Here is a 23,881-nt window from a genome sequence, read left to right on the forward strand (position 1 = left end):
ATCACCGAATAAAATAAAAAAAGGAATTTTTATAGCGAATATCGATTGTCACAAATAGTATTAATACGAATTCTAAATGACTTTTTTAGGTTAAAAATTCATCAAAAAAGGTAGTTGGGGAATTTTAATATATAATTTTTGCCATTTATTTTTTTCAATAACTATTAAAGTTTGATACAAAAGCGATAATTAAAATCAATCTAATAATTGATTAAGGACTTGATAATTAAATATTTAGTGAATTCCAATTATAATAGTGATATTAGGAATTATTAAAATAATTAGATCCTTGCAATTAAATTAAAAAAATATTAGAATGACACTACTTTAACGATAAAAAATTAGGAGGTGTCATTATGACGATGCAAAAGGTAGATCATGATCACGAGGTGGATCGGCGTTTGATTCAAAACGAAAATAAGTATTACGCCAAAGCAGCTCGAATCAATTATTACGATTTAGTTATCGACTCAGCACATGATGCGACTTTAATCGATGCTGACGGAAACGAGTATATTGACTTGTTGGCTAGTGCTTCTGCCATTAACGTCGGTCATACGAATGAAAAAGTGGTCAAAGCAATCCAAGATCAGACTGAAAAATTGATTCACTATACACCGGCCTATTTTCATCACCGTACTGAACAGCAATTGGCTCAAAGATTAGTAGAGTCCGTTTCAGGAGCAGAAAAGCAAGTAGCTTTCTCCAATTCAGGGTCAGAAGCTAATGACGCAATTATTAAGTTTGCTAGGGCATACACGGGACGACAATATATTGTTTCGTATATGGATTCTTATCATGGTTCAACCTATGGCTCAATGAGTTTGTCTGGTGTCAGCTTGAATATGACTCGCAAGATGGGTCCACTTCTACCAGGAGTCGTTCATGTACCGTATCCAGATATGTATCGACGATCTCCTGATGAAACAGAACATGATGTGGCAGTTCGTTATTTTAAAGAGTTTATGGAACCGTTCGAAAGTTTTTTACCTGCTGATGAAGTTGCTTGTGTGCTGATTGAACCAATTCAAGGCGATGGTGGTATTCGAAAAGCTCCTCAAGAATACATGCAGATGGTCTATGACTTCTGTCATCAAAACGGGATTGTCTTTGCAGTCGATGAGATCAATCAGGGAATGGGACGTACCGGCAAGATGTGGAGCTACCAACAATTTCCTGGAATCGAACCAGACTTAATGTCGGTTGGTAAGTCATTAGCTTCAGGTATGCCGCTTTCAGCTACGATCGGGAAAAAAGAAATCATGGAGAGCCTGGCCTCCCCAGCTCATACTTTTACCACTGCGGGCAATCCCGTATGTTGTGCCGCTTCACTAGCAACTTTAGATGTCTTGGAAGAAGAAGACCTCTTAGCTAAATCAAAGATCGATGGCGCTTATGTTGAAAAAAGATTTCAAGAAATGCAAAAACATTATCCAGAGATTGGTGATGTCCGGATGTACGGTCTTGATGGCGGAATCGAGTTAGTAAAGGATCGTTTGTCAAAAGAACCCGATTCCGACTTTGCTAATAAAGTGATCTACTATGCCTTTTTACACGGAGTAGTTATGATTACCTTGAAGGGGAATATTCTCCGCTTTCAACCGCCGTTAGTCATTACGCGTGAAGAACTCGATACAGCATTAGATGTCTTAGATGATGCCTTCGCTGCAGTCGAAAATAATCAAGTTGTCATGCCAAATAACGCCCAGATAGGCTGGTAAAAGGGAGAGTTTCTTATGAGCAAATTTTTTAAACGGTTAACCTTAAAGGAAGATCCGAGTATATATGAAGATAAAGATTCACATTTAGTACGAGTTTTGACGGTTAAAGATTTCCTAGCCTTAGGAGTGGGGACGATTGTTTCAACTTCGATTTTTACACTGCCAGGAGTGGTAGCGGCTCAACATACTGGACCGTCGGTCATCTTTTCGTTCATCGCCGCAGCGATCGTGGCCGGATTGGTGGCTTTTGCTTATGCTGAAATGGCGGCTGCAATGCCGTTTGCTGGTTCAGCGTATTCTTGGATCAACGTAATGTTTGGAGAATTTTTTGGCTGGATCGCAGGTTGGGCGCTGTTAGCGGAATACTTTATCGCTTTGGCCTTCGTCGGTTCAGGGTTATCGGCTAATTTCAGAGGATTATTAGCACCACTCGGAGTTAAATTCCCGAATGCAATCGCTAATACCTTTGGCAATAATGGTGGGATCGTCGATTTAGTGGCGGTAGTCGTGATTGCCGCAGTCGCTTGGCTGATTTCTAATGGTGCAAGCGGGGCTGCTAAAGTCGAAAACCTTTTGGTAATTTTAAAAGTTTTAGCTATTTTGACATTTATCGTGGTTGGCTTGACTGCAATCCACGCAGAAAACTATGTCCCTTTCATTCCTAAATATCGTCTCAATAGTGACGGAACGGCTTTTGGTGGCTGGCAAGGAATTTATGCTGGGGTCTCAATGATCTTCCTATCATATATTGGATTTGATTCGATCGCTGCTAATTCAGCTGAAGCTAAAAATCCCGGTAAGACTATGCCTCGAGGTATTTTAGGATCACTTTTGATTGCAGCAGCTTTGTTTATTGCGGTGGCCTTAGTTTTGGTTGGAATGTTCAAATATTCTGATTATGCTAACAACGCTGAACCCGTTGGTTGGGCTTTGCGTCAAGCAGGACATCCAATCGTTGCCAGTGTGATTCAAGCGATTGCGGTAGTGGGAATGTTTACCGCTCTAATTGGGATGATGCTAGCAGGTTCCAGATTAGTTTATTCATTTGGACGAGATGGCATGTTGCCAAGTTGGCTTGGAAAATTGAACCAGAAGAATTTGCCTAATTATGCTTTATTAGTACTTTCAGTCGTCGGTATCCTCATCGGTGCCTTTTGCCCATTCGCCTTTTTGGCCCAATTGATTTCAGCAGGGACTTTGATTGCCTTTATGTTTGTTTCCCTAGGAATCTATCCTTTGAGAAAGCGTGAAGGTAAAGATATCGCCATGCCTGATTTCAAAGTGCCGTTTTATCCCGTTTTACCAGCTCTAGGTTTTATTGGTTCACTAGTAATTTTCTGGGGCCTAGATATTCAAGCCAAAATTTATGCAGGAGTTTGGTTTGCCATTGGCTTAGTAATTTACTTCACTTATGGCATGCATCATTCAACCTTAGGTAAGAGAAATAAGCAGCAATAAAAAAGAGATCACCACAAATATGTGATGAGCTCTTATGCTTTTCTTCTATTGTCCTGTTAGCCAACTGTAAGGAGAAAACTAACCGAAAGGAAAACGAGAAAAACAGTTTTGAAACAAGTCGATCTCTCGACGTCTGCTAACCTAATTTTAAATATGCACCATCCTTGATGCAGGATAATTATAACATGAATTGAAAATCAATAAAACTCAAAATATAATTAAATTCATTGTACAATTTGTATAAAAGGTATAATTTATTTTAAAATATCAGTGATACCAACTATCAAGAGTGAAAATAGAATGCCAAGCAAAAAAATTGTAAAAAATTATAGACTTTTATTGTGCCACTTTTTCAGATTAGAACTATAATGGAACCTGTAACAAAGGAGGTTGTTGAATTATGGCAGAAGTAGATCCATCAAAGATGGCTGATGCAGCCATTGCAAAAGAACCAGAAGTATTGAACCTAAAGATGAGCGAGGCTTTCGACTGGAGCGATGATAAGACAGTTGTCCGTGACGCAATCTGGGATTATTTCATGGAGAACAACAATCACGACACAGTTAAAACAGAAGAAGCAGAAAAGCCATTCCTTGATATGAAAGATGACGAAGTACGTGATTTTGTTGAAAAAAACCTTAAAAAATAAATCTTTAATTTTCCTTTAGACTTCGAGATGCGATGTCTAAGGGGTTTTTTTATGCGCTTTTTTATTAAAAAATGGAATAATTTTTGATTTTAAATGGTTTGGGGGATGGTTCACTGCCGGCTTCCGTTAGGCTCTGAGGGGTCTGGAACGCCATGGACATCGCTTTGAACAAATTGAAGTTCGCAATTGTTTCAAAGTCGAGCCTTGTTCTAAGTGTGCTTCGCCCACTAAGAACAATTTCATGGCTGAGACCCCTCAGAGCTCTCACTACAGCCTAGAATGTTAAAACATTTTTGGATATTCCTCAAGTGAACAAGTTCAAGAGCTAAAGAAAGTTCAAAGGCAAAATATAAAGGTCAAGAACTTAAATGCTTAAGGTCTTAAAGATTTAAAGGCTTAAAAACAAGTAGAACTGATACTTTTAATAGAAATTAAAAAAATGTATTGAATTGATATGAATATGTCAGTTCAATACATTTTTTGTCTTGTCCTTTATCTTTTGCCTTTAAGCACTAAGGTTTTCCAGCTTCCACTCCAACCAAGCATAATCAAGAATGTAGGATTCCTATAAATATCACAAACAAATAAAATATGCATTAGCCCTAGTCAGGAGCGGAAGTTCTGGGGGATATCAGTGATGAAATTTTACTTAATTGGCGATCTTTGCCAATTTAGTAAAAGGTCGAGCTTGAAGACCGTCAGCTTGCTGAGGGGCTCCAAGTCGGCCCACCACGTTCCATATCCCCTAGAACTGGAGCGGATGACGGCAGTGAACCCACACCACAACAGCACAAAAAAAACCTCCTAAAGAACAGGAGGCCTACTATATCAGGGAGGAAGATCAAATTAGTTTGTTTATTATGTATATTCTTCATACATTTAGTAAATATAACAACTTCATTTACCATTATCTATAATAGAAGCAATATATGAAGAAAGTGTGAAGCTTGCTCTTCCAACCTAATTATTGTGTAACTGATGTAGCAAATTCTGGCTCGCTTGTAGCATTCGTTTGTTTATTAGATTGATTCAATTGCATGTTTGAGCTTGGTGCCCACTCATTCGTAGAAACTTGATAAAAAGTATAACCGTATTTGTTCTGAGCCACTTGGTTAACTTTCCATTGAGACCCTTCTTGCAATTGACGTCCGGAAAATGAATCCATTGAAGTATCATACACGTCAGCTGGTCCATTCACGACTGTTCCTACGACTGGTTGAGTTTGTTCAGCTTGGGTTTGTGTTTGCTGGGTTGAAGCTTGAGTTTGAGTATTTTCGATACTTAAATTGCTTGCAGCCACGTACTCATCAGTCGCAATTTGAACATAACTTAATCCATTGATCGTAACAGTTGAACCTAAGTTCCAAGTTGAACCGGCGGGCAAAATGATTCCGCTGATTGCTTGGCCTTGACTGTTGACGACGGCTGTTGACCATTTGATAACTCCACTTTGACTCGAATTAGTAACTGGAGTGGTTGCTTGATTGGTTTGCGTTTGTGTTGTTGATGCTTGATTACTAATATTTAAATTATTAGCAGCAATCCATTCGTTTGTGGCAACTTGGTAATAAGTTATACCGTTAAGCTGTTTGGTACTTCCAAGTTTCCAAGAACTATTTGCTGGAAGCGTAAAGCTGGTGATCGTTTGACCTTGATCATCTACCAAAACACCATTGCCAGTCACAGTACCGACTAAACCGATTCCTGTTGTATCTGCCGCACTTACGGTTTGAGGTGACAAATTAGACAGTACGGTTGGAGCAATTAATAATGCTAAAGCCGAGCCGATTAATGCTTTATTCTTTTTCATCAATATACCTCCTCGTCTTATTTTGCGGTTCATAGTAAACCTATAATGCAATGAGCAATTCCGCAATGGGTTTAAGGAACAGTTAAAGGAAAAATTATCATTTCTTTAAAAATACCTTTTACCTATTTAAGCTTAATTGGAGAAATATGAAAAAAGAATGTCTTTTAGGCGATTTTTCTGTTAATTGAGAAAGTTGGAGAAGTCTGACGAATAGCTTTTGATCGAGAATTTTTTATAACTTTTTAAATTTCGATTGGACAATTTGACGATAATTGAATTAGTGATCGTGTGCTGTTTGGAACGAATCGTCGGTTTGACTTTGTAGATCAGGCCGTATTCAGAACGTTGCTTCACTTTATAGACTTTTAAAGAGACAGTCTGATAATTTTGCCAATCAAAAGGACCATCTTTTTGGTCGATAGCGGTCTTTGCCAACTTGATGAATTGAGCTTTTTGATAGGAATTCAACTTGTGCGTCTGTGAGTCTTCAAGCGTGATTTGACTGCCAGAGTTGTTGCAATATGGTGCTGAATGATAATTGCGATATATTTGAGGAACAGCAAAGATTCCTAATACGATTGCGATACAGATGATCCAAATGATGCGGTTCGTATGTTTTTTGATATTTTCTTGAGACATTATTAACTCCTATTAAAAAATAAATCAACTTAAATATTATAACTTGATGAGGGGTGATTAGAATAAAAATATTCTAAATAGGAACAAGCACCAGTACAATGCGGTTGGCGTAGCAATGTGAGAGATACATTGGCTGATATTAAAGTAGGGGCTTGATAGTTATGAAGAATCAAGAGGTTATCAATTAAAAAGCAAATAAGGAGAAACTCTGTCAGCTTGACTGATAGAATTTCTCCTTATTTTGTTAGAAAGTTAACTATTGATTACTATCACGGATCTGAGCGTCTGAAGGTTTAATCGTGTCACGACCATCAGCACGGGCATTCTTGATTGCACGGATGATATCATTGTCACTCCAAGCACCAACAGTCTTAACACCTTGGTCAGTCAATTGTTGACGTGCCTTAGCAATATCAGCATCAGTGATTTCTTTACCTTGACCAGTACGTGATTCGACATCGAAGTCACCTTTGGCAGCTGGATTGTTGCTTTGATCATCGCTAGAAGAACTTGAACTACTTGAATTGTTATCATTATTACTATTTGAAGTAGTGTCATTTGAAGCATTGATCGATTTAGCAGGCAAAGTCTTCAAGAGATCATTAGCTTGCTTGTATAAGTCAGCATAGTACTTGCCTTTGATACCTTGGAAGTTAGTAACTTGTTCTAGTAGCGAACGAGCTTGGTCATTAGAATTTGACTTGATCATTGCCTTAGCATTCTTGATATCCAATTTGAAGTTATTACGATTCTTTTGGATCTTTTCAAATTGCGTCAACATTGATTTGGCTTTTGCAGTCATCTTCTTATTGCCGTTGGCTTGGTTCTTAGCTGATTTCAAAGATTTCATAGCAGCGGAGAACTTTAATTTGTTCATCGATTTCTTGGCTGAAACGAGATTGTTAGCTTGTTTTTCATAAGCCGAAGCTTTGTCAGTCTTTTTAGCTTTTACAGCGGATTCGAAATGATCGGCTGCTGTCGCATATTTTTCTTTATTGACAGCGTCAGTACCCTTTGTCATTTCCGTCTTATAAGTATCGCTATTGTTGGAACTGCTACTTTGACTAGCTGTTGAATTATTGCCACAACCGGCTAAAATCAGTGCTAATCCTGTTGTTACAACTAATAGTGCTTTTTTCATCAGATAATTCCCTCCATTAAGTACTGCCCAGATTATAACATGTTCTCAGAAATTGAAAAATCTATTTCCGTTTTGGACGTCTTCAATCGTTACTATATATGTAAGTTACTTAACGGCCGTTAGTTCTTACAAATAATAATGAAAAGGTCAGACAAATGAGCTGGAAGAAAACTGCTATCAATATCACAATGGGAAATGACAAGTATCCAAAGGGCATCCGAGTATTTCGTTTCAATAATATCGTTGAAGAACCAACCACTGATCAGATTGAAACCTTTGCCCAAGGCTTAGTTTTATTATCAGACGGAGATACATATTTAGGTTCAGAAATCGTTAAGTATACACAACAAAGTGCAAAATAGGGGAGAATAACTAATGAAAAAATTACAATTGAGATTTAAGACCGCTGCAGATCACAAGAAGAACCTAGTTTTGAACTATGTTAAAGACGATCTAACACCCGAACAAGTTAAAGCCGGGATGGATAAGATTAGTGCCAGTAGACTCTTTGAACAAAATAGTATCCAACTTTACAAAGAATTACTTGGTGCCAGCTATATTGAACGCAATGAAACCAAAGTTTTTGAAAATAGTGCAAATTCTAAGTAAATGAATTAATCTTTTCCGAAGATAAACCTTGAGCCTATGACTTATTTAGACTAGAATAAGGATAGGCTCTTTTGTTTTGACAATAATTGAAAATGAAACGTGAGCGTAACGAGTATTACAGTTTGGTATTTATTTAATTGTTTTTGAGTAAAAATAACACCATTTCGTAGTAATAATCATTTTGAATATTACAAACTTGTGATATTTAATACAGAAATGTTACAAAAACGATGACTTTTTGATTTAGAGTTGATTCATAAGCCAGAGTTTCATATAATGATTGTCAGTGGGGTAGCCCCACGACAATTAAATAATAAATTCTTGTAGTCCAGGGGAGGATTAACATTGAAAAAATCTATTAAATATGCAGGAATCGCTGCTGCTACACTTCTAGCTGTTGCTCCAGTTACTGCTCCTGTAGTTTCAAACGTTACTACTGTAAAAGCTGCATCAACAGACACACCAGTTGCATCAACAGACACACCAACAGACGCTGATTATTCAGTAGCTGTTGCAGAATTTAACAAAACATTTACAAGTCAAACTCTTGATACACTTCCACATGTTGCTGATGAACTTGCTGGAATTTATAAAGATGGTTCAGCTACAATGAACTATAAAGACTTTGCCAAGATAGGCTTGGCAGAAGTAAATGCTACTCCATCTGCAGCAACTCAAACTCGTTTGGCAGATGCTAAGGTAACTGTTAAAGTTTCAAATGCTAATACTGCTGCTGACTTGATAGCTTTACAGAAGGCTGATGCAGGTTATACATTTACTGTTCAATTATCATATGTAGATTCAAATGGTAATACAGTTAAAGCTGATCCTATTACTGTTAAATACAGCAAGAAGGGTTCTACAACAACAGAATTAACTAGTGCTAATGTTTCATATACAACACCTTACAATGTTGACTTTGGTTCAAGCATTTATAACACACAACTTTCAACAAGTTCAGATTTGAAAGTCACGGATCAAGCAGGTAATGCTGTTAAAGATTTGACAGTTACACCTGATGAAACACTTTACACAAGCTATAATGCTGCTGCTGTTGCATCAACACAATCATCAGATAAATTTGCCGGTCCGACATTTGACAAGGGTGGAGCAACTTATTACCAACGTTTACGTGTTACAACACCAACAGCTTCATCATTTGGTAAATTGATGACCAATGCAGTTAATTCAATTACAATCAATGGTTCAGCTATATCAGCTGCATACTATGCTAACACAAACAATACACTTACTGTTATCCGTGCAATCAAAGTTGGTTCAGCAGAAGCTGCTAACTGGACAACAGAAGATGTTAAGGGTGTAGTTACAACTAAGAGTGACTCAGCATTCTACACATTGAAGAATGGTAGCAACGAAACTATTTCAAACCGTGCTTTGGCTAAGAACTCAGCATGGCAAACAAATGCTGTTCGTACAAACACTAAGACTGGTGAAAAACAATACCGTGTTGGTGCTGACGAATGGATTTCAGCTAATGATGTAACATTCTCAGATGGTAACGATGGCAACGGTTCAACAACTGGTGCATACACAGACGTTAAAGCTTTGAATGGTAAAGTTACAACAGCCGGCCCTGCAGGTTACTACTACCCACTATACAACGACAACGGTGAATTGATTTCAAACCGTGGCGTTGCTGGTCTAACTTCATGGTACACAGACAAATCAGCTAAGAACGCTGACGGTGTAACTGTATATCACGTTGCTACAGGTGAATGGCTACAAGGTACAAACGTTACTTACTCAGCATACTAGGATCTAGTTTGTTAAGAAGGTAATAATTAAAAAGACTCACATTTGTGAGCCTTTTTTTTATGGAGAAAATAAGATAAGAATTTCTATGATTGTGGCAAAAACTACCGTGATGCATTATGATGATTAAGTGTACTAAGTAAATGGAGGAGTTTTTTTATGTCACTTAGATTAAAGAAAATTGGGATTATTATTGCCACGGTCTTGTTATTGTTGGGATCGTTGCCATTCATGGGACATACTGCTAAAGCGGCTGGCGATGATAAGATTACAATCGGAGTTTTGAAAAATACCGCCTCTTTGCCAGCTTTGATGGCGGATGCTAACGGCGAGTTTACTCAACATAACATTTCTGTTGAGACGAAGACTTTTGATTCTAATAGTCAATTGAACGATGCTATCAAAGACGGTACAGTCAATGTAGCGGTTACTAACTTAGTCAGTTATGCTTCATTGACTAGCAAAAAGGCTAACGCTAATTGGAAGGTAATAGGAACTTTACCTGGATATAACGGTTTAGTTGCTAACAAGAAGTATAAGAGTGTTAAGAGCTTAAAGGGTAAGACAATTGCAATTGATAAGCATGATTCTTCCAAAGAATACTTATTGAGTGTCTTGAAGAAAAACAAGATGAAGTATTCAAGTATCAAGATTAAACAAGTTGACAATCAAGAGGACCGTGTTTCTGGTCTAAAAGATGGCTCAATTGATGCGGCTGTTTTGGAAGACCCATTGATGAGTAGTGCCAAAGCTAATGGTGGTAAGATTCTCAATCGTCAAAAGATGAGTGCAGATAATGGTAATGTTTTAATCATCAATAAAGATTTTGCCAAGAAGAACACTTCTTCAACTCAAATTTTAGTTGATACTTTGAATCTTGAAATCAAGATGCTTAACAATTCCGGTAGCTATGGTATGGCTGGTAGTGCCCTTAATAAGATGAACTATGATCAAAAGGGTGCTGAAACTTTAACTAAGTTGGATATTAGTTTTAAGAAGATTCACAAGGTTAAGAAGTCTGACTTCAATAAAGCTTTCAAATATGCTAAAGCACATGGCCTATACAAAGGTAAGATTAGCTATAAGAAAGACAATTATAAAGTCAAGAATATTAAGTAAATTTTCTCAAAGATATCGAAGAAATTCGGTATCTTTTTTCTTGCCTTTCGTAGTTTAATATTAGTACGGAAAAAATATGAAAACACGAGGTAAGAAAATGAGTCAACTTTCAAAGGATTTAGACTTTAGACCTTTAGAAAAGATCGATGAGGCCTATATGGACGCCGCTATGAAGTTCTTGGACGAATCACAGGTGATGGATGAACTCAATAAGACCGGGTTATATAATATCAACTTGGATAATTTGGAATTTCGTCATTTTCAGGAATGGTTATTCTTAGCTGGCAGTCCCGATAATGAATTATCGTTTAGTCCCAAGAAACTAGTATCTTTTTCGATAGCATTGACCCGTTTCCACGATGGTTGTTGGGATTCACCGTTATCAATTGCCAGTTTGGATAAGTTCGTTCAAATGGACGATGTTGTTCAACATGTCAATCTGCTTTTTCAAGTGAAACCTTCATTACTGTTATTACATGAGATTGTTAATCGCCACTAGAAAAAAATCGGCAAAATAATAGCCATCTGACGAAAGAGTCGGATGGCTATTAAATTAGTCTGTTTCGGTATGGTTTTCTTTCGAATCAGACAACTTTTGCTTTATTCGTGAATAATATTTTTTAAAATCGGTAGGAGTGATTTTGAAGATACTTAATATTGAACCGATGATCAAGACAATCAAAGCGACAAATGAGAAGTGACGTGAGGCTTTTTGAACTTTAGTTTCATAATAGTTGATGACGACTTTACCTTTTCCACTGACAGTGACTTCACCCAGGCCATTATTTTTTAGATTCATAGTCAGTTTAGAAACTTTACCGATAGAATCTTTTGATTGGAAACCATAGTAAGCAATCAATGGTACGGAAATCGTGGTCTTTTTAGCATTCTTGAAGTCAAAGCTCATCTTGGTATCAGAACGCTTGAAGTTAGAGATTGTGGCTTTTTTACCATGCTTAATTGTCGGGATCTGTGGCTCGGCATTGATCTTTAAGACATCAGCACCTTTAGGTAAGTACTCTTGTCCGGCACCGATACTGAATGGTTCAGCTTTGTCATACTGAGAATATGACACTAAATTATTTGATGAAGTGCTGACCATCTGGTAACTGGCTGAAATCGTAAGCAGAAAAGATGCCAGTACTAAGCCAAATTTAGCATAATTACTCTTGAAGATTTTTAAAGGGTCACTGGCAACAAAGATTGCTAATAAAATCGTGGCAATCATATCCAATCGCCAAGGGTATTGCATCATTTTTAGCGGTGTTTTATTGAGTACGATCCATGGGAAAACTCGGCTGGAACAGATGAACATAATCGCTCCCAATATACCAAAGTGTCGCACAGCTCGATTTTTGACTCGTCCCAGTCCAATTACCGCAGCAATTGCAGCCACGAATAAGATTAGACCGATGTTAGGCTTGTCAATCAAGTTGTTAAGGCTCCAAGTAGTATAACTATTTAAAGCTTCGGCTCCAGCGGGTAAATTACCTTTACTTTCAGTTAAGCGAAAGACGGTGTGTTTTAATTGTTCAAGCATCGGCAAAAAGTAGCCAACTGTTAAGAATCCTGTACAGATACTTGCCCAAATTAGTGACAATAATCGTTTCGGGTGAGTTTTTAATTCAGAAACTTGGAAAATCATGATGGCGATGATCAAAATAGCTACTAGAATTGGTGAAATGGCGTGCGAATAAATGATTCCTGCCATTCCGAAAGTTAGAAAGAGCCAATTGCGTTTTCGCTCACCATAAAATATCTCGTAAATTCCCAAGACGGCAATCGGCAAGAAGAGAAAGGCACCTACTTCACCAAGGTCATGGCGGAATAACATATCGTGAAGTCGATAAGTGCCTAAAGTATAAACAAAACTAAAAACTAAACTATTCCAATATTTTCTTTGAACTTTATAGAAACAAAGAAATGCTACACTAAAAGTTAAAAAGTTCAACATTAAGTAGAAACGTACGATTGTTTGAGCTGGTGTATAACCCATCAACCGTAAAATAGCAGCGGGATAAATTAAGAAATCTGAATAAAAAATGTTAGAAATATAACCCATGCCTTCCATGAAAGACATGTTAACGATCGGGAAGTAATTGTGATGTAGGATCGATTGATACAATCCTTCGATTCGCATCATGTGGAAGCGATTATCACTTGTTCCCAGATAAGCCCAAATGGAGTGGTGATAAAATTCCGTTTGGTAAAGTGTTAAATAGCTGACGACGGCAAAGAGAGCAGCTGTTAGTAAGACGACGATCGGTATCCGTAGATACTTGTTGTGCCAAGAAATAGATTTCATAAATTAAGGCCTTTCTGAAATTATATATAACACTCAAATTATACTAGTGACGAGATAAATAGTTAATTCATTCATGGTAGTTTATGAAAAGAAATTTGCAAAGTATAATCTTTTTACAATTCTGTCTAGCGATGAATTATAATTCTTACTATAAGTAATAATCTGTCGGGGAAGGGTGTTCGATTATTAAAAATTTGTACAAAAGAATCCAGCAAAATCGTTGGTCAATCATTATTTTAACGGTTGTTTTCTTAATCATGTTGCTACTGAACTCACACACGTTGTATGTGGCCGATGATTATGTCTACCGTTTCGTCTACCAATCGCCATCACCAACCGCTTTTACCCATCAACCACTAATTACAACTTGGCTGATTCCGGAATCAATGTGGAATCATTATCAGCTTTGGAATGGACGGTTTGTTGCACATTCGATTGTTCAATACTTTATGCAATTTAATTCCAAGGTGCCATTCAATATTTGTAGTAGCTTGATTTATGTGTTGATGTTAGTGTTCATGGACAAATTGTCAGTTAAATTATCAGGTACAAAGGCTAATCCAATCATGTTGATCTTGCTCTTTTTGTTCACATGGTTTTATATCCCTTATTTTGGTCAATCGGTCTTATGGTTGTCTGGTTCGGGTAATTATTTGTGGATGAGTACCATTTATCTTGGTTTCATCATTTTCAATTTAAAAGTGCAAACGATCGATTTCGTTCATCTGTTGGGTGCTGCTTTATTAGGTTTTCTAGCTGGGGCAACGAATGAAAATTCAGGTCCAGCTGCCGTTTTGATTGTCTTATTGTTCATGCTCAGACGTTTGATCAAAGAACATAAGTTAAGTTTAGTCTCGTTTGTCAGTGTAATTTTTAGTGGAATCGGGTTTATTACGATGATGTCCTCGCCAGGTTCTCAAAAACGTGGTGACATTCATCGAACTTGGGCTTTGATTCAGAAAAATTTTGCAGGTATCTATCAATTGACTATTAAGCAGTGGGTTTGGATTTATCTAGCAATCGCAATTTTATTGATTGTGGGTATCGTCATGAGAAGAATCCAGGCAGATACCTTTTGGGCAGTGATTTTCTTTGTTATTGGTCATTTGGCAGCCGTTTATGCGATGGCTTTTTCACCAGAATATCCTGAACGGACCTTCTTCGGTGGCGTGCTATTCTTGGGTATCGCCTTGTTTATTACGATTTATGCCATTTTTTCTCAGTGGCAGTGGGGCTTAGGTGGTGCCGCAATTATCGTGAGTGTCTTGTTTATGTTTAGCTTCGTGCCAGCGTTTCATGACATCAATCTTAGTTATCAACAGATGCAGACGGAATATCGTTTGATCTATCAAGCTAAGGCGGCTGGTAAAGATAGTGTGAAAGTACCACTGATGACGCCGCAAAAAAGTAAATATAATGCTAATTATGGTGTAATTGCCCTTGATACTCCTGCGACAGCTTTAATGAATCAATGGGAGGCCAAGTTCTTTGATTTGAAAGCTATCAGCGGATATCGGGTCAAATAGGCAGTATGTTAAGATAGAACTTATTTAGTTATTTTCGGGGGTCATTTTGGAAAAGAAACGAATTATTTATATTGACGTTATTCGAGTTGTCGCCATGATGTTAGTGGTTTTAGCACATTCGTGTGCGTCTAGATTGGCGATTAGAGATGGATCGCTGAATTGGGGTATTTCAAATACATTAGTTACGATCACGGAAATTGCCGTACCCTTATTTTTCATGATCAGTGGTGCTACGATATTGAATAGCAAAAAGACGACTGATGTTGCTTATTTATTCCGCCATCGGTTGGTCAGAGTATTAGTGCCATTCATTATTTGGTCGGTGATCAGTGCCTATGGTTCTAGAAAAATCGATGGAGTTTTTACATATCACGATTTCTTCCAGAGCGTGTTATCCATCTATCATCAACCAGTCTTGTTGGCCTATTGGTTTATCTATCCACTGGTCTCGTTATACTTGTTCTCGCCATTACTAAAGGCTTTGGTCGATAATTTGGATGAAAAGTTAATGAACTATCTCTTGATTTTGTGGATGATCATCAGCATGTTCTTGCCAGCTTTGGTTGCTGGATTGCCTAAGAATCTCAGTTCTTATTTTGACGGTTATTCTGTTGGGAAAGTCGTCTTTTCATCGAGTTTAGGCTACTTTATCTTGGGATATAAATTGACGCAAGCGAAGCCTAAAAAAGAAGGTTCATTGATATTACTGGTTATAGCAGTCGTCTTGATGGCCATCAATGTCTGGCTCGGCTTTCTAAGTTTAAAGAGTGGCTGGCAATTGTTGAGCGTCATTTCCGTTGTGAATGTGCCAGTGATTTCTGGGTTGATCTTTTTAGTATTGAAGTCATTTGAAGGCAGTTATCATCGTTGGTTCATCCGGTTAGTTGAAATTATTGCTCCACTGACTTACGGAGTATATTTAGTTCATGGCTTGAGTATCAACGTTGTTCAAAAAATGGCTGGGGTTAATCACTATGTCACGACGTTTTTCTTTGCGACTTTAATTTCATTGGCGATTATCTTTATCTTGAGTAAGATACCTGTTATTAAGAAAATCATGCTCTAAAGAGTTTCTTCAAGGCTTTTTTATCCCAAGTTAACTTGTGATTTCTGTACGAATAGTCCATTATTAAATAATAATGGAAAATAAAATTAAGAACAGCTTCAACTGGGTTAGAAAAGCTTTTAATCCATTTATGTTTGTCGGTTCTTTAATATATTTTGGGGTATTTAGATATTTTGTCATTCCTTCGGGGGATGACTACTTTTGGTGGGGACCACAAGGGGATTATTTATCACATCATATGTTTTATGGGCCACAGGCAATTTATGGTGGTAGTAGTAACGGACGTTATTTAGGTAATTTTTTTGAAATTATTACGATGCATAATTTGACTATTGCAATCATTATTTATGCATTCTTTTGGACACTTTTATTGTGGGGGCTTTGGCGACTTTCAAGTAAATCAGTTCTTTCGCTGGTTTTGTCGTTCCTATTCGTGTTCACTTTACAGGACGCATTTTTGAACAATATCTTAGTTTGGAATGCAGGATTTGTTAATTATGTTCCCCCAATTGCTTTGATGCTAGTTTATATTTTTCTCGTAGATTGTGGACGGGATAAGGATCTTAATCAGTTTATTGCGATTGGAACGTTAATATTAGCATATGCTGGTGGTTTATTCACCGAAACAATGACGGTTGGCCAGATTTTTTTGGGATGTTTGGTGATTCTTTATTTTAGAAAGAAAACCAAACTTTATCACATAACTTATTTATTGGGGGCAATAATTTCAGCCATAACTGTTTTCTCGCACCCAGGATATCAAGGCCACAGCGGTTATCGCAGCATGACCTTTGAGCCGTATAAAATTTGGTTGAACTATTCCAAAATTACACATTTTTGGCTGATTACCTTCAATCTCATTTTGTTAGTGGCCATTTTATTGGCAGTTATTATTTTGGCAATCCGTAGTGACTTTAACTTTTGGAAAAAAGGTTTATTAGCAGTCATGGCGTTGATCTTTCTCATTTATTATATTGGAATCAATCATTACTTGAGTAGTAAGCCTTTGAATGATATGTATGGTTATAACCGGATCGATGATCAGCTATCGAATATCGAGGGAATCATCAGTCTGTTATTGGTGATTTTTATCGGTAGTTGTATCTTCATCTTTTTTAGAAAAGATGCTAAATTGTGGTTATATTATTTGATGACAGGTGCAATAATGGGGCAGTTGTTGTTTGTGGCTTCCCCAATTAATTGTCGAGGTAATTTTCTGAGTTATGTCTTTACCTATCTAATTGCTATGAGATTTGTTTTAAGAGCTGTGAAGGGATTGAAACTGCAGAAATTGATAACCGGTATCCTGGCGGTTGTTTTAGTTGCTATGGGAGCACATTATTTAGATATAATGCAAAGTAATTATCAAGTTAATCTGCAAAGAGTTAGTGTTCCAGACTTTTATAATGGTAAGTCCGGATTGACCCAGCAGGTGCCATATCGAAAATTTGTTTGGTTCAACGATTTATTGAATCAGCAAGTACCGGCGTATTGGAAGCAATATTTTAAAAAATAATAATGGTTAATTATTAACATTCAAAAATGCTTCGGTGGAATTTTGTCCATTCGAGGCATTTTATTTTTGCAATTTTGAGCACTCTCTTAAAATTATTAAGACTTTATTTGTCAGTGCTTCTTTTTTAACTTTTAATGTATAATAAAATCAGTATTAACTTAAAAGGTGGTATTACAATGCTTGAAAATGTGCATGGTATTGTTAAGGTCAACCAAGACAGTCGTTATGTCGTCTTCTTGTTTGATTCTTATGAAGTAAATCGTAAAATGTTGCAAGATAAATATGTCAAAGGCGAATCTGCTTGGTACACTGATGCCAAGGGAACTGGCGACGATGGCAAAGCCTTTTATCGGATCGCCCAAGATGGTGAATGGATCGAAGCTGAATACGTTACTTACGTTCCTACAACGGACTAAGCTAGCGATTTATTAAGTTTCCTAAAAAATATTTAAAAATTGGCCTATTTCTTAAGGTTTGGTTGAAGGAAAATTCCTTACATAGTAGTCTCATGATAGTTATATTCTTTATAATTGGAGGGAGACAATTATGAATAAGAAATGGGTTGCCTCTACTGCTCTAGCAAGTTTTCTGGCAGCAGTCGGTGTGTCTTCAAACGCTTCGCCAGTTAAGGCTGCAACGTCAACTGACGATTCGAATCAAGACGACAATCAAGATCAAAAACAAACAAATACTAAGGATCCTAATGTAGCCAGTGTCATGGATAGTCAAGGAGCTCCAATTAATGAGAGTACTGCTGATGCCATTGAAGCAGATAATAATAACGGTGCTAGTAGCGTTTTGCCTGCTAATGCTGTAAGTGCAATTACTCAAAGCGGTGCAGTAACTCAAGGCGTTTCTCAATCGACTCAAGATGCTTTTATCAACAAAGTGGGGCCAATTGCTCAACAAGTTGCGTCTAAGTATAAGGTCTATGCTTCAGTCAGCATGGCTCAATCAATCGTTGAAAGTGCTTGGGGTACTTCTGATTTATCTACCAAATATAATAATTATTTTGGTGTTAAAGGTGACTATAATGGCTCCTATGTTAACTTCCCCACGAGTGAGTGGAGTGCTGACAAGGGGTATTACACTATTTATGCTAACTTTAGAAGCTATCCTAGTATTTACGATTCCTTCGCTGATAACGCTGCTCTATTGAGAGGTGGAATTAGCGGTGCACCAGAGTTTTACAAAGGAACTTGGAAAGAGAATACATCTTCATATAAAGATGCAACGGCTTGGTTGCAGGGAAGATATGCAACTAGTCCGATTTATGCATCAACTTTGAATAAGATAATCGAGACTTATAATTTGACAAGATTTGACAGTGAACCGGATACAAGCGGAAGTAGTGATAATTCCGTCAGCGGTACTCAAACGGCCATTAATGATACCGCCACGGTAACCAATAAAAATATGGCCAAAATTTATATCAATGCGAACCCCAACCAGATTGCTGCTAACCGTGCTTTAGCTTACAATACTTCGTGGCATGTTTCTTCTAAAGTCGTAGCTGCTGATGGGACAGTTTATTACCAAGTGGCTTCAAATGAGTATGTTAAAGCGACCGATGTGCAATTGGATTCGGAAAAGTCCAATCCACCAGTAAAGATCACTGATACAGCTATCGTGGTAAATAATAAGGGTTCAGTAGTTTATAGTGCCGCCAATAAAAAGGCCGCTACTAGCCGTGTATTGCCTTATCAATCGGCTTGGATCACGACAGCTTATGTGGTTGATGACGATGGTAATACCTTCTATTTTGTTGGTAATAAAGCTTATGTTTTAGCTACTGATGTCACGCTTAAATCTCAGACTAATACTGACGACTACAAGCAAGATAATATTGTTTCTTATCCTGATATCGTCCATATCATAGCAACGCCTAGTGCCAGAGCTTATGATGACAAGCACAATGCTTTAGCTGTCAGTTTAGCCAATGGCACCGATTGGAAGATCGATAAGAAGTCAACGCATTCTGACGGCTCAATTTGGTATCGTGTTGCGACCGATCAATGGGTCAATGCAAATGATGTCCAAGTCAAAGGTTCCAATTACGTCACTTCGGTTTCAGGGATGGTAAAGATCAATTACATTCCTGGCTACGGGGTCAATGTTTATAACAGTCCTGCTGCTAACAATAAGTTTACCGGTACCCGTTTAGCTGATGGAACTACTTGGCGAGTAACGTCGAAACAGATTGTCGATGGACAAACTTGGTATAAAGTTGGCGCTGGTTGGGTCAATGGTAAATATTGTATTTACAGTGCCGATTAACGATAAAAATTAATAGAGATTACCTCAAGCCGTCCAATTGAGAATGGCTTGAGGTAATTTTTTTTGTAGCTATGTAATTTTTTTGAAAAGATTGTAAATTCTTTCAGAAAAGGTATCTTGAAACAGCCGATAATGCTATATTCAGCTCATACTCAATTGAGTAAATACCTAAGACGGAGAGTTCAATTTTTTATGGCAAAATTATATCAATTCCCCGAAAAAGAGATTTCAAAGAATTTCTTAGTTACCGAAGGCTATCGTTCCCTGTATTGTGAAGATCGTTTTGAAATGGATAATAAAGTGGTATTACTCTACAATCTTGCTGAAAGTCAGGCTGCTGAAGCTAAGTCATCCATTTTGCATCTTGATCACGGGATGATCTTAGATCCACGTCCGACTAAGCAATTGATGAATGAATTGTGTAAAGATAATGGTTTTGGTTTTGCAATTTCCAAGTTTTTGTCAGATTTAACCGGAATTAAGTCGTATATTCCTTTTATTCACCTTTATAAAGCTTACATGCCGATCAAGGGTGGCTGTCGTCAGAATACCGATTGGATATCTCCTAATCTCCTTAAGAATTATTTTTTAAAAGATGGAATATTATATTTAGAGGACCTTAATGGCTATCGTTTTCAAGTGGATTTTCCCAAAGGCGACATTGAGAAGAGATTCCATGATGTCGCTTTATTGGTCCAAGCAAACTTTTTATTTTTAAAGGCGATTCTTAATTGGGGACACTGCCAGATGCAACCTCCGGCGGAACTAGGTGTTTTAAAGCGGTTTGAGAATTGCCAATGTCTAAAGCATCAGAATATGCGGATCAAAGTGAATGATCTTGATGCAATGATATTAGCCTTTAAAAAATGTCTCCTGATCAATTTAGGGATCGACGAATTAGAACGATTTGAGTTGACCAAGTATTATGGGCAAAATTTAAAGAGACTTAAAAAACTTTACTAATAACTTCGACAAAGACGCTGATAACGGCGTCTTTTTATTTTGTCTCAAAATTAAAACCCCTAAATTACGCAAAATTGTGTTGTTTTTGGCAACTAATATTACAAAAGCTGATTAGTTATATTAGTCCTACACAAGCGCTTGTGAGTAAAAATAGGAGAACTCACAATTATGACTGATTTAGAATTAGGGTTTCAATTAGCTGTCGAGAACCAACAATTGATCCATGGAGTATTGAAACGGCTCCATATCTTTCAGACACGGTTTGACTATGACGATTACTTTCAAGAAGCGGTAATTTTGTTTGCGAAGACTTATGTTCAATACTCACAACAAGGACGAGACCTCAATAAGTTTAAGCCGTATGTTTTCCAAAAACTAACTTGGCGCCTAACAGATATGCTGCGGCAAGCAAAACAGTATACTGATTTTCACAGTCTGGAGGAGTTCGACTTTCAAAGAGTGCCCCAAGAGCAGAAAGTGATCGATTTGGACTTTGTGAATTTTGAAAAACTTTCTGTGATTGAAAAAAGTATATTGCAAGAACATTTCATTGAAGGATTACCTTTGAGTCAATTGGCGAAGCGTTATAACTGTACTTCTAGGAGCTTGAGGTACTGTCGTAATAGGCTTTTGGAAAAATTGAAACATATGAGCGTTCGTTGAATTTTACCATTTCATTACAGCCTGATTACTTTCGTCAAATTTGTGAAAAAACTTGTTATAATCTATACGTTAAGGAAATTAACGGCGGGAAGGAATTAATTTATTATGGTATCTAAGAAATTTATGACTACTATGGCAACATCAGTTGCTTTAGCAAGTATCGGATTTACAACTATTGGGCAAGTAGCTCCACAACTAGGTGCTCACGTTCAAACAGCACAGGCCGCTACTTCAGCAATCAATGATTATATTAATAATAACAACATTCAACCAGCTTCTATCACTAACGAAGAAGGAACCTTCAATATTTGGCAAGGTTACGAAAATGGTGTTGGTAAGCCAGAAGGTGTTGTCATTCACGAAACAGCTACTCCAGGGGCAACTGCTCGTAACGAAGTGACTTACTTCAATCGTGAGTGGTCAAACATTTATACATATGTCCATGCTTTTGTCGACAACAAAGAAATCTTGAACATTAAGAATACTGACTATACAGTCTGGGGTGCGGGCCCTACAGCTAATGCAAAATTTGTTCAAGTTGAATTGTGTGAAGTTTCATCAACTGATGCTTTTGCACGTTCAGTTGCTAACCAAGCCTATTACACAGCTTCCAAGTTGGTTCAATACAAATTGCCATTCACACCAGGTACAACAGTTATGTCACATAACGACGCTCGTATCAAGTGGGGTGAAACATCACATACCGATCCAATTGCTTACTTTGCTAAGTGGGGCTACAGCATGGATCAATTCTACGATCTAGTTGGTAAGTATTACAATCAATTGAAGGGTAATACTAACTCTGGTAACACAAATAACGGTAATAACACTAATTCAGGTGGCACTGATGTTAGTGATACAAACGTTATCAAAGTTAACAATAAGAATGGTAGTTTCGTTCCACTAGTTTCATTTGAAGCTGATGGCAGCACTAAGAATATTACTAATCGAGCTTTAGCTAATAACACACCATGGTACACGGACCAAGTTAAGTCATACAATGGCGTTAAATATCACCGTGTAGCTACAAACGAGTGGGTCGCTGAAAATTATATTGCATAAAAATATTGCAAATAATTTTATGACTCGTTTTTAATAAATGTTTATTCAAAAAGATGCGCTGAAAAGCGGGTCTTTTTTTGTTATGATTCAATAATAAGGGGATTTTGGAAGTTGTATAATTAAGATATCGGAAAGGCCCTAGGGATATGGTAAAAAAAATATATGTTGTGCTGAGCATATTATTCTTTTGTGCAGTGTTGTTAGTTGGTTGTAAGACCAAGGAAACTTCTAAAATTATTGCCAGTAATAAAACTTGGTATTTATACCAAGATCAAGGCGAGAATAATACCGTTTCAATTAAGTTTTTGAAGAATCAACGGGCACAAGTTAAGGATATTACAACGATTGATGGCAAAGTAGGTATCAATCGCTTCAATAGTCAATTCGATAACCCACAGTATATTTTGAATCGTGATGGGAAGACGATGACTTTCAAAACAGCCGGTCATAACTTAGTCTTGAAAATCATTAAGACGTATCACGAAAATGTTTATGGGAAGCATATGCAAGGATATTATGTCGAGTCTGGTGGGCAAACTTATAAATTTGCTTATATTAAGAAGCGGGATGCACAATCGAATATTAGCAAATCAAACACTAGAAAATCGCAACAGATCGCCTATGATCAGATAGCTAATCATTTAGTCGATATTACTCAAGGCGCCAAGCCATTAGCTACTAACAGTGCCTTAGTGGGAAATTTTGATTTTTCTACTATTATTGACTATCGGCGGACGGATGGTAATTTGACAATCAATCAGGATGGAACTTATCAGATGACTTTGACACAACATTCAGCACAAAAGATTGATGATTCAGCAGATAGCAAAGTTGTGATGCTGACTGAAATCGAAAATGGTTATGTTCAAAATTTGTACGGTAAAATTTACCTTACTCCCAAAAATTTCTTGACGATCAATTATTACTACCATGGTCAAAATCAGGATCGATTGTTACCTCAAAGCGTTAATTTGAAGGTAAATTACAAAGCGACTGGCAATCAAATTTCTCGCAGTAAGATTCGTGTTGAGCAAGAGAACAACCAGCTTTATCTTTTCTCGGGCGACTTTACAGTCAGACCTAAAGAAGGCCAATCCAATACCAAAGCTAATCTCTTAACTAAGTCCAATAATGGTCAAGTTGGTTTAAGCGATGAGATTAAAGAGACCAAGGACTATTACGATGAGTATAAAAAAGATCCGCTGACTTCTAATGCCGATTTAATGCAGCTAATGGCGGCTATTTCAGATAATAACGATAAAAAGGTGGGCCAAGTTGGTGTCAATTTTGGGGAATTGTACGGAACTAACCTTTCACCGAGCGATTATCAAGGCATCAGTATCGATGGTACCAAGCATCCTTTGATGCAGTATTTATTCTTGGTATCACCAACATCGGATTCCGATAATAGCCTCGCTGTCAAAACGACTCGAGGAAGACTGTTGATCTATGGAGCACTCGATAATAAATTATTTTTATTGAGACAACCGGATAAGGACTCAACAACCGTGACATGGACACTGGTCAAAGGCGTTTCATTGAAAGTGCCTAAACTACAATTCACTTTGAATTAATGTCGGAGGG

Annotated in this window: 21 protein-coding genes; 17 read left to right on the forward strand and 4 right to left on the reverse strand. The window is 37.4% G+C overall.

Annotation, left to right across the window (positions count from 1 at the left end; all coding sequences use genetic code 11):
- Positions 1–356 precede the first annotated feature (356 nt).
- The 3 genes from ACG72T_RS03425 to ACG72T_RS03435 all read left to right on the forward strand — a co-directional run bounded on the left by ACG72T_RS03425 (position 357) and on the right by ACG72T_RS03435 (position 3,828).
- On the forward strand, positions 357–1,721 hold the full coding sequence (locus ACG72T_RS03425) for an aspartate aminotransferase family protein (protein ID WP_395264624.1): 1,365 nt from the start codon (positions 357–359) through the stop codon (positions 1,719–1,721).
- A gap of 15 nt (positions 1,722–1,736) precedes the next feature.
- Complete coding sequence (locus tag ACG72T_RS03430; RefSeq protein WP_395264625.1) at positions 1,737–3,179, forward strand: APC family permease; 1,443 nt, start codon at positions 1,737–1,739, stop codon at positions 3,177–3,179.
- Between the two features lie 400 nt (positions 3,180–3,579).
- The gene (locus ACG72T_RS03435) at positions 3,580–3,828 is read left to right on the forward strand and encodes a hypothetical protein (RefSeq protein WP_395264626.1); all 249 of its coding nucleotides are present in this window, start codon (positions 3,580–3,582) and stop codon (positions 3,826–3,828) included.
- Positions 3,829–4,792: 964 nt separating this feature from the next.
- Here ACG72T_RS03435 and ACG72T_RS03440 read toward each other — a convergent pair.
- The 3 genes from ACG72T_RS03440 to ACG72T_RS03450 all read right to left on the reverse strand — a co-directional run bounded on the left by ACG72T_RS03440 (position 4,793) and on the right by ACG72T_RS03450 (position 7,418).
- A complete protein-coding gene (locus tag ACG72T_RS03440) occupies positions 4,793–5,638 on the reverse strand; it encodes an SLAP domain-containing protein (protein ID WP_395264627.1) in 846 nt (281 codons plus the stop codon).
- Positions 5,639–5,818: 180 nt separating this feature from the next.
- Complete coding sequence (locus ACG72T_RS03445; protein ID WP_395264629.1) at positions 5,819–6,277, reverse strand: hypothetical protein; 459 nt, start codon at positions 6,275–6,277, stop codon at positions 5,819–5,821.
- Between the two features lie 256 nt (positions 6,278–6,533).
- Positions 6,534–7,418: a hypothetical protein gene (locus ACG72T_RS03450; RefSeq protein ID WP_395264630.1), complete on the reverse strand. Its 885-nt coding sequence runs from the start codon at positions 7,416–7,418 to the stop codon at positions 6,534–6,536.
- Between the two features lie 155 nt (positions 7,419–7,573).
- Between ACG72T_RS03450 and ACG72T_RS03455 the strand changes: the two genes are divergently transcribed.
- The 5 genes from ACG72T_RS03455 (at position 7,574) to ACG72T_RS03475 (ending at position 11,418) form a co-directional block, all read left to right on the forward strand.
- Complete coding sequence (locus ACG72T_RS03455; RefSeq protein WP_395264631.1) at positions 7,574–7,780, forward strand: hypothetical protein; 207 nt, start codon at positions 7,574–7,576, stop codon at positions 7,778–7,780.
- 13 nt (positions 7,781–7,793) lie between these two features.
- A complete protein-coding gene (locus tag ACG72T_RS03460) occupies positions 7,794–8,027 on the forward strand; it encodes a DUF2922 domain-containing protein (protein ID WP_395264632.1) in 234 nt (77 codons plus the stop codon).
- 345 nt (positions 8,028–8,372) lie between these two features.
- Positions 8,373–9,803 carry a hypothetical protein gene (locus tag ACG72T_RS03465; protein WP_395264634.1) on the forward strand — a complete coding sequence of 477 codons (1,431 nt, stop codon included), beginning with the start codon at positions 8,373–8,375 and terminating at the stop codon, positions 9,801–9,803.
- Positions 9,804–9,959: 156 nt separating this feature from the next.
- Positions 9,960–10,919 carry an ABC transporter substrate-binding protein gene (locus ACG72T_RS03470; RefSeq protein ID WP_395264636.1) on the forward strand — a complete coding sequence of 320 codons (960 nt, stop codon included), beginning with the start codon at positions 9,960–9,962 and terminating at the stop codon, positions 10,917–10,919.
- Positions 10,920–11,016: 97 nt separating this feature from the next.
- Entirely contained in the window at positions 11,017–11,418 is a 402-nt protein-coding gene (locus ACG72T_RS03475) for a hypothetical protein (protein WP_395264637.1), read from the forward strand.
- Positions 11,419–11,472: 54 nt separating this feature from the next.
- On the opposite strand, the gene ACG72T_RS03480 is transcribed toward ACG72T_RS03475, so the two are convergent.
- On the reverse strand, positions 11,473–13,224 hold the full coding sequence (locus ACG72T_RS03480) for a hypothetical protein (RefSeq protein ID WP_395264638.1): 1,752 nt from the start codon (positions 13,222–13,224) through the stop codon (positions 11,473–11,475).
- A gap of 194 nt (positions 13,225–13,418) precedes the next feature.
- On the opposite strand from ACG72T_RS03480, the gene ACG72T_RS03485 reads away from it, so the two are divergent.
- From ACG72T_RS03485 to ACG72T_RS03525, 9 genes are all read left to right on the forward strand, one after another.
- A complete protein-coding gene (locus ACG72T_RS03485) occupies positions 13,419–14,750 on the forward strand; it encodes a DUF6056 family protein (RefSeq protein WP_395264639.1) in 1,332 nt (443 codons plus the stop codon).
- A 46-nt stretch (positions 14,751–14,796) separates the two neighbouring features.
- On the forward strand, positions 14,797–15,816 hold the full coding sequence (locus ACG72T_RS03490; RefSeq protein WP_395264640.1) for an acyltransferase: 1,020 nt from the start codon (positions 14,797–14,799) through the stop codon (positions 15,814–15,816).
- 73 nt (positions 15,817–15,889) lie between these two features.
- Positions 15,890–17,332: a hypothetical protein gene (locus ACG72T_RS03495; protein ID WP_395264641.1), complete on the forward strand. Its 1,443-nt coding sequence runs from the start codon at positions 15,890–15,892 to the stop codon at positions 17,330–17,332.
- A 176-nt stretch (positions 17,333–17,508) separates the two neighbouring features.
- Positions 17,509–17,748: a hypothetical protein gene (locus tag ACG72T_RS03500; protein WP_395264642.1), complete on the forward strand. Its 240-nt coding sequence runs from the start codon at positions 17,509–17,511 to the stop codon at positions 17,746–17,748.
- Positions 17,749–17,878: 130 nt separating this feature from the next.
- Positions 17,879–19,609, forward strand: coding sequence for a glycoside hydrolase family 73 protein (locus tag ACG72T_RS03505; RefSeq protein ID WP_395264643.1), 1,731 nt, complete (start codon positions 17,879–17,881; stop codon positions 19,607–19,609).
- Between the two features lie 192 nt (positions 19,610–19,801).
- Complete coding sequence (locus ACG72T_RS03510; protein WP_395264644.1) at positions 19,802–20,572, forward strand: hypothetical protein; 771 nt, start codon at positions 19,802–19,804, stop codon at positions 20,570–20,572.
- A gap of 168 nt (positions 20,573–20,740) precedes the next feature.
- Positions 20,741–21,235, forward strand: a complete 495-nt coding sequence (locus ACG72T_RS03515) for a sigma-70 family RNA polymerase sigma factor (RefSeq protein WP_395264646.1) — start codon at positions 20,741–20,743, stop codon at positions 21,233–21,235.
- Between the two features lie 105 nt (positions 21,236–21,340).
- Positions 21,341–22,297: an N-acetylmuramoyl-L-alanine amidase family protein gene (locus ACG72T_RS03520; RefSeq protein ID WP_395264647.1), complete on the forward strand. Its 957-nt coding sequence runs from the start codon at positions 21,341–21,343 to the stop codon at positions 22,295–22,297.
- A 146-nt stretch (positions 22,298–22,443) separates the two neighbouring features.
- Positions 22,444–23,871 (forward strand): hypothetical protein, encoded by a 1,428-nt coding sequence (locus ACG72T_RS03525; RefSeq protein WP_395264648.1) that lies wholly within the window; start codon positions 22,444–22,446, stop codon positions 23,869–23,871.
- Positions 23,872–23,881: the final 10 nt, after the last annotated feature.

The sequence above is a fragment of the Companilactobacillus sp. FL22-1 genome, assembly GCF_043951805.1.
Classification (GTDB): Bacteria; Bacillota; Bacilli; order Lactobacillales; family Lactobacillaceae; genus Companilactobacillus.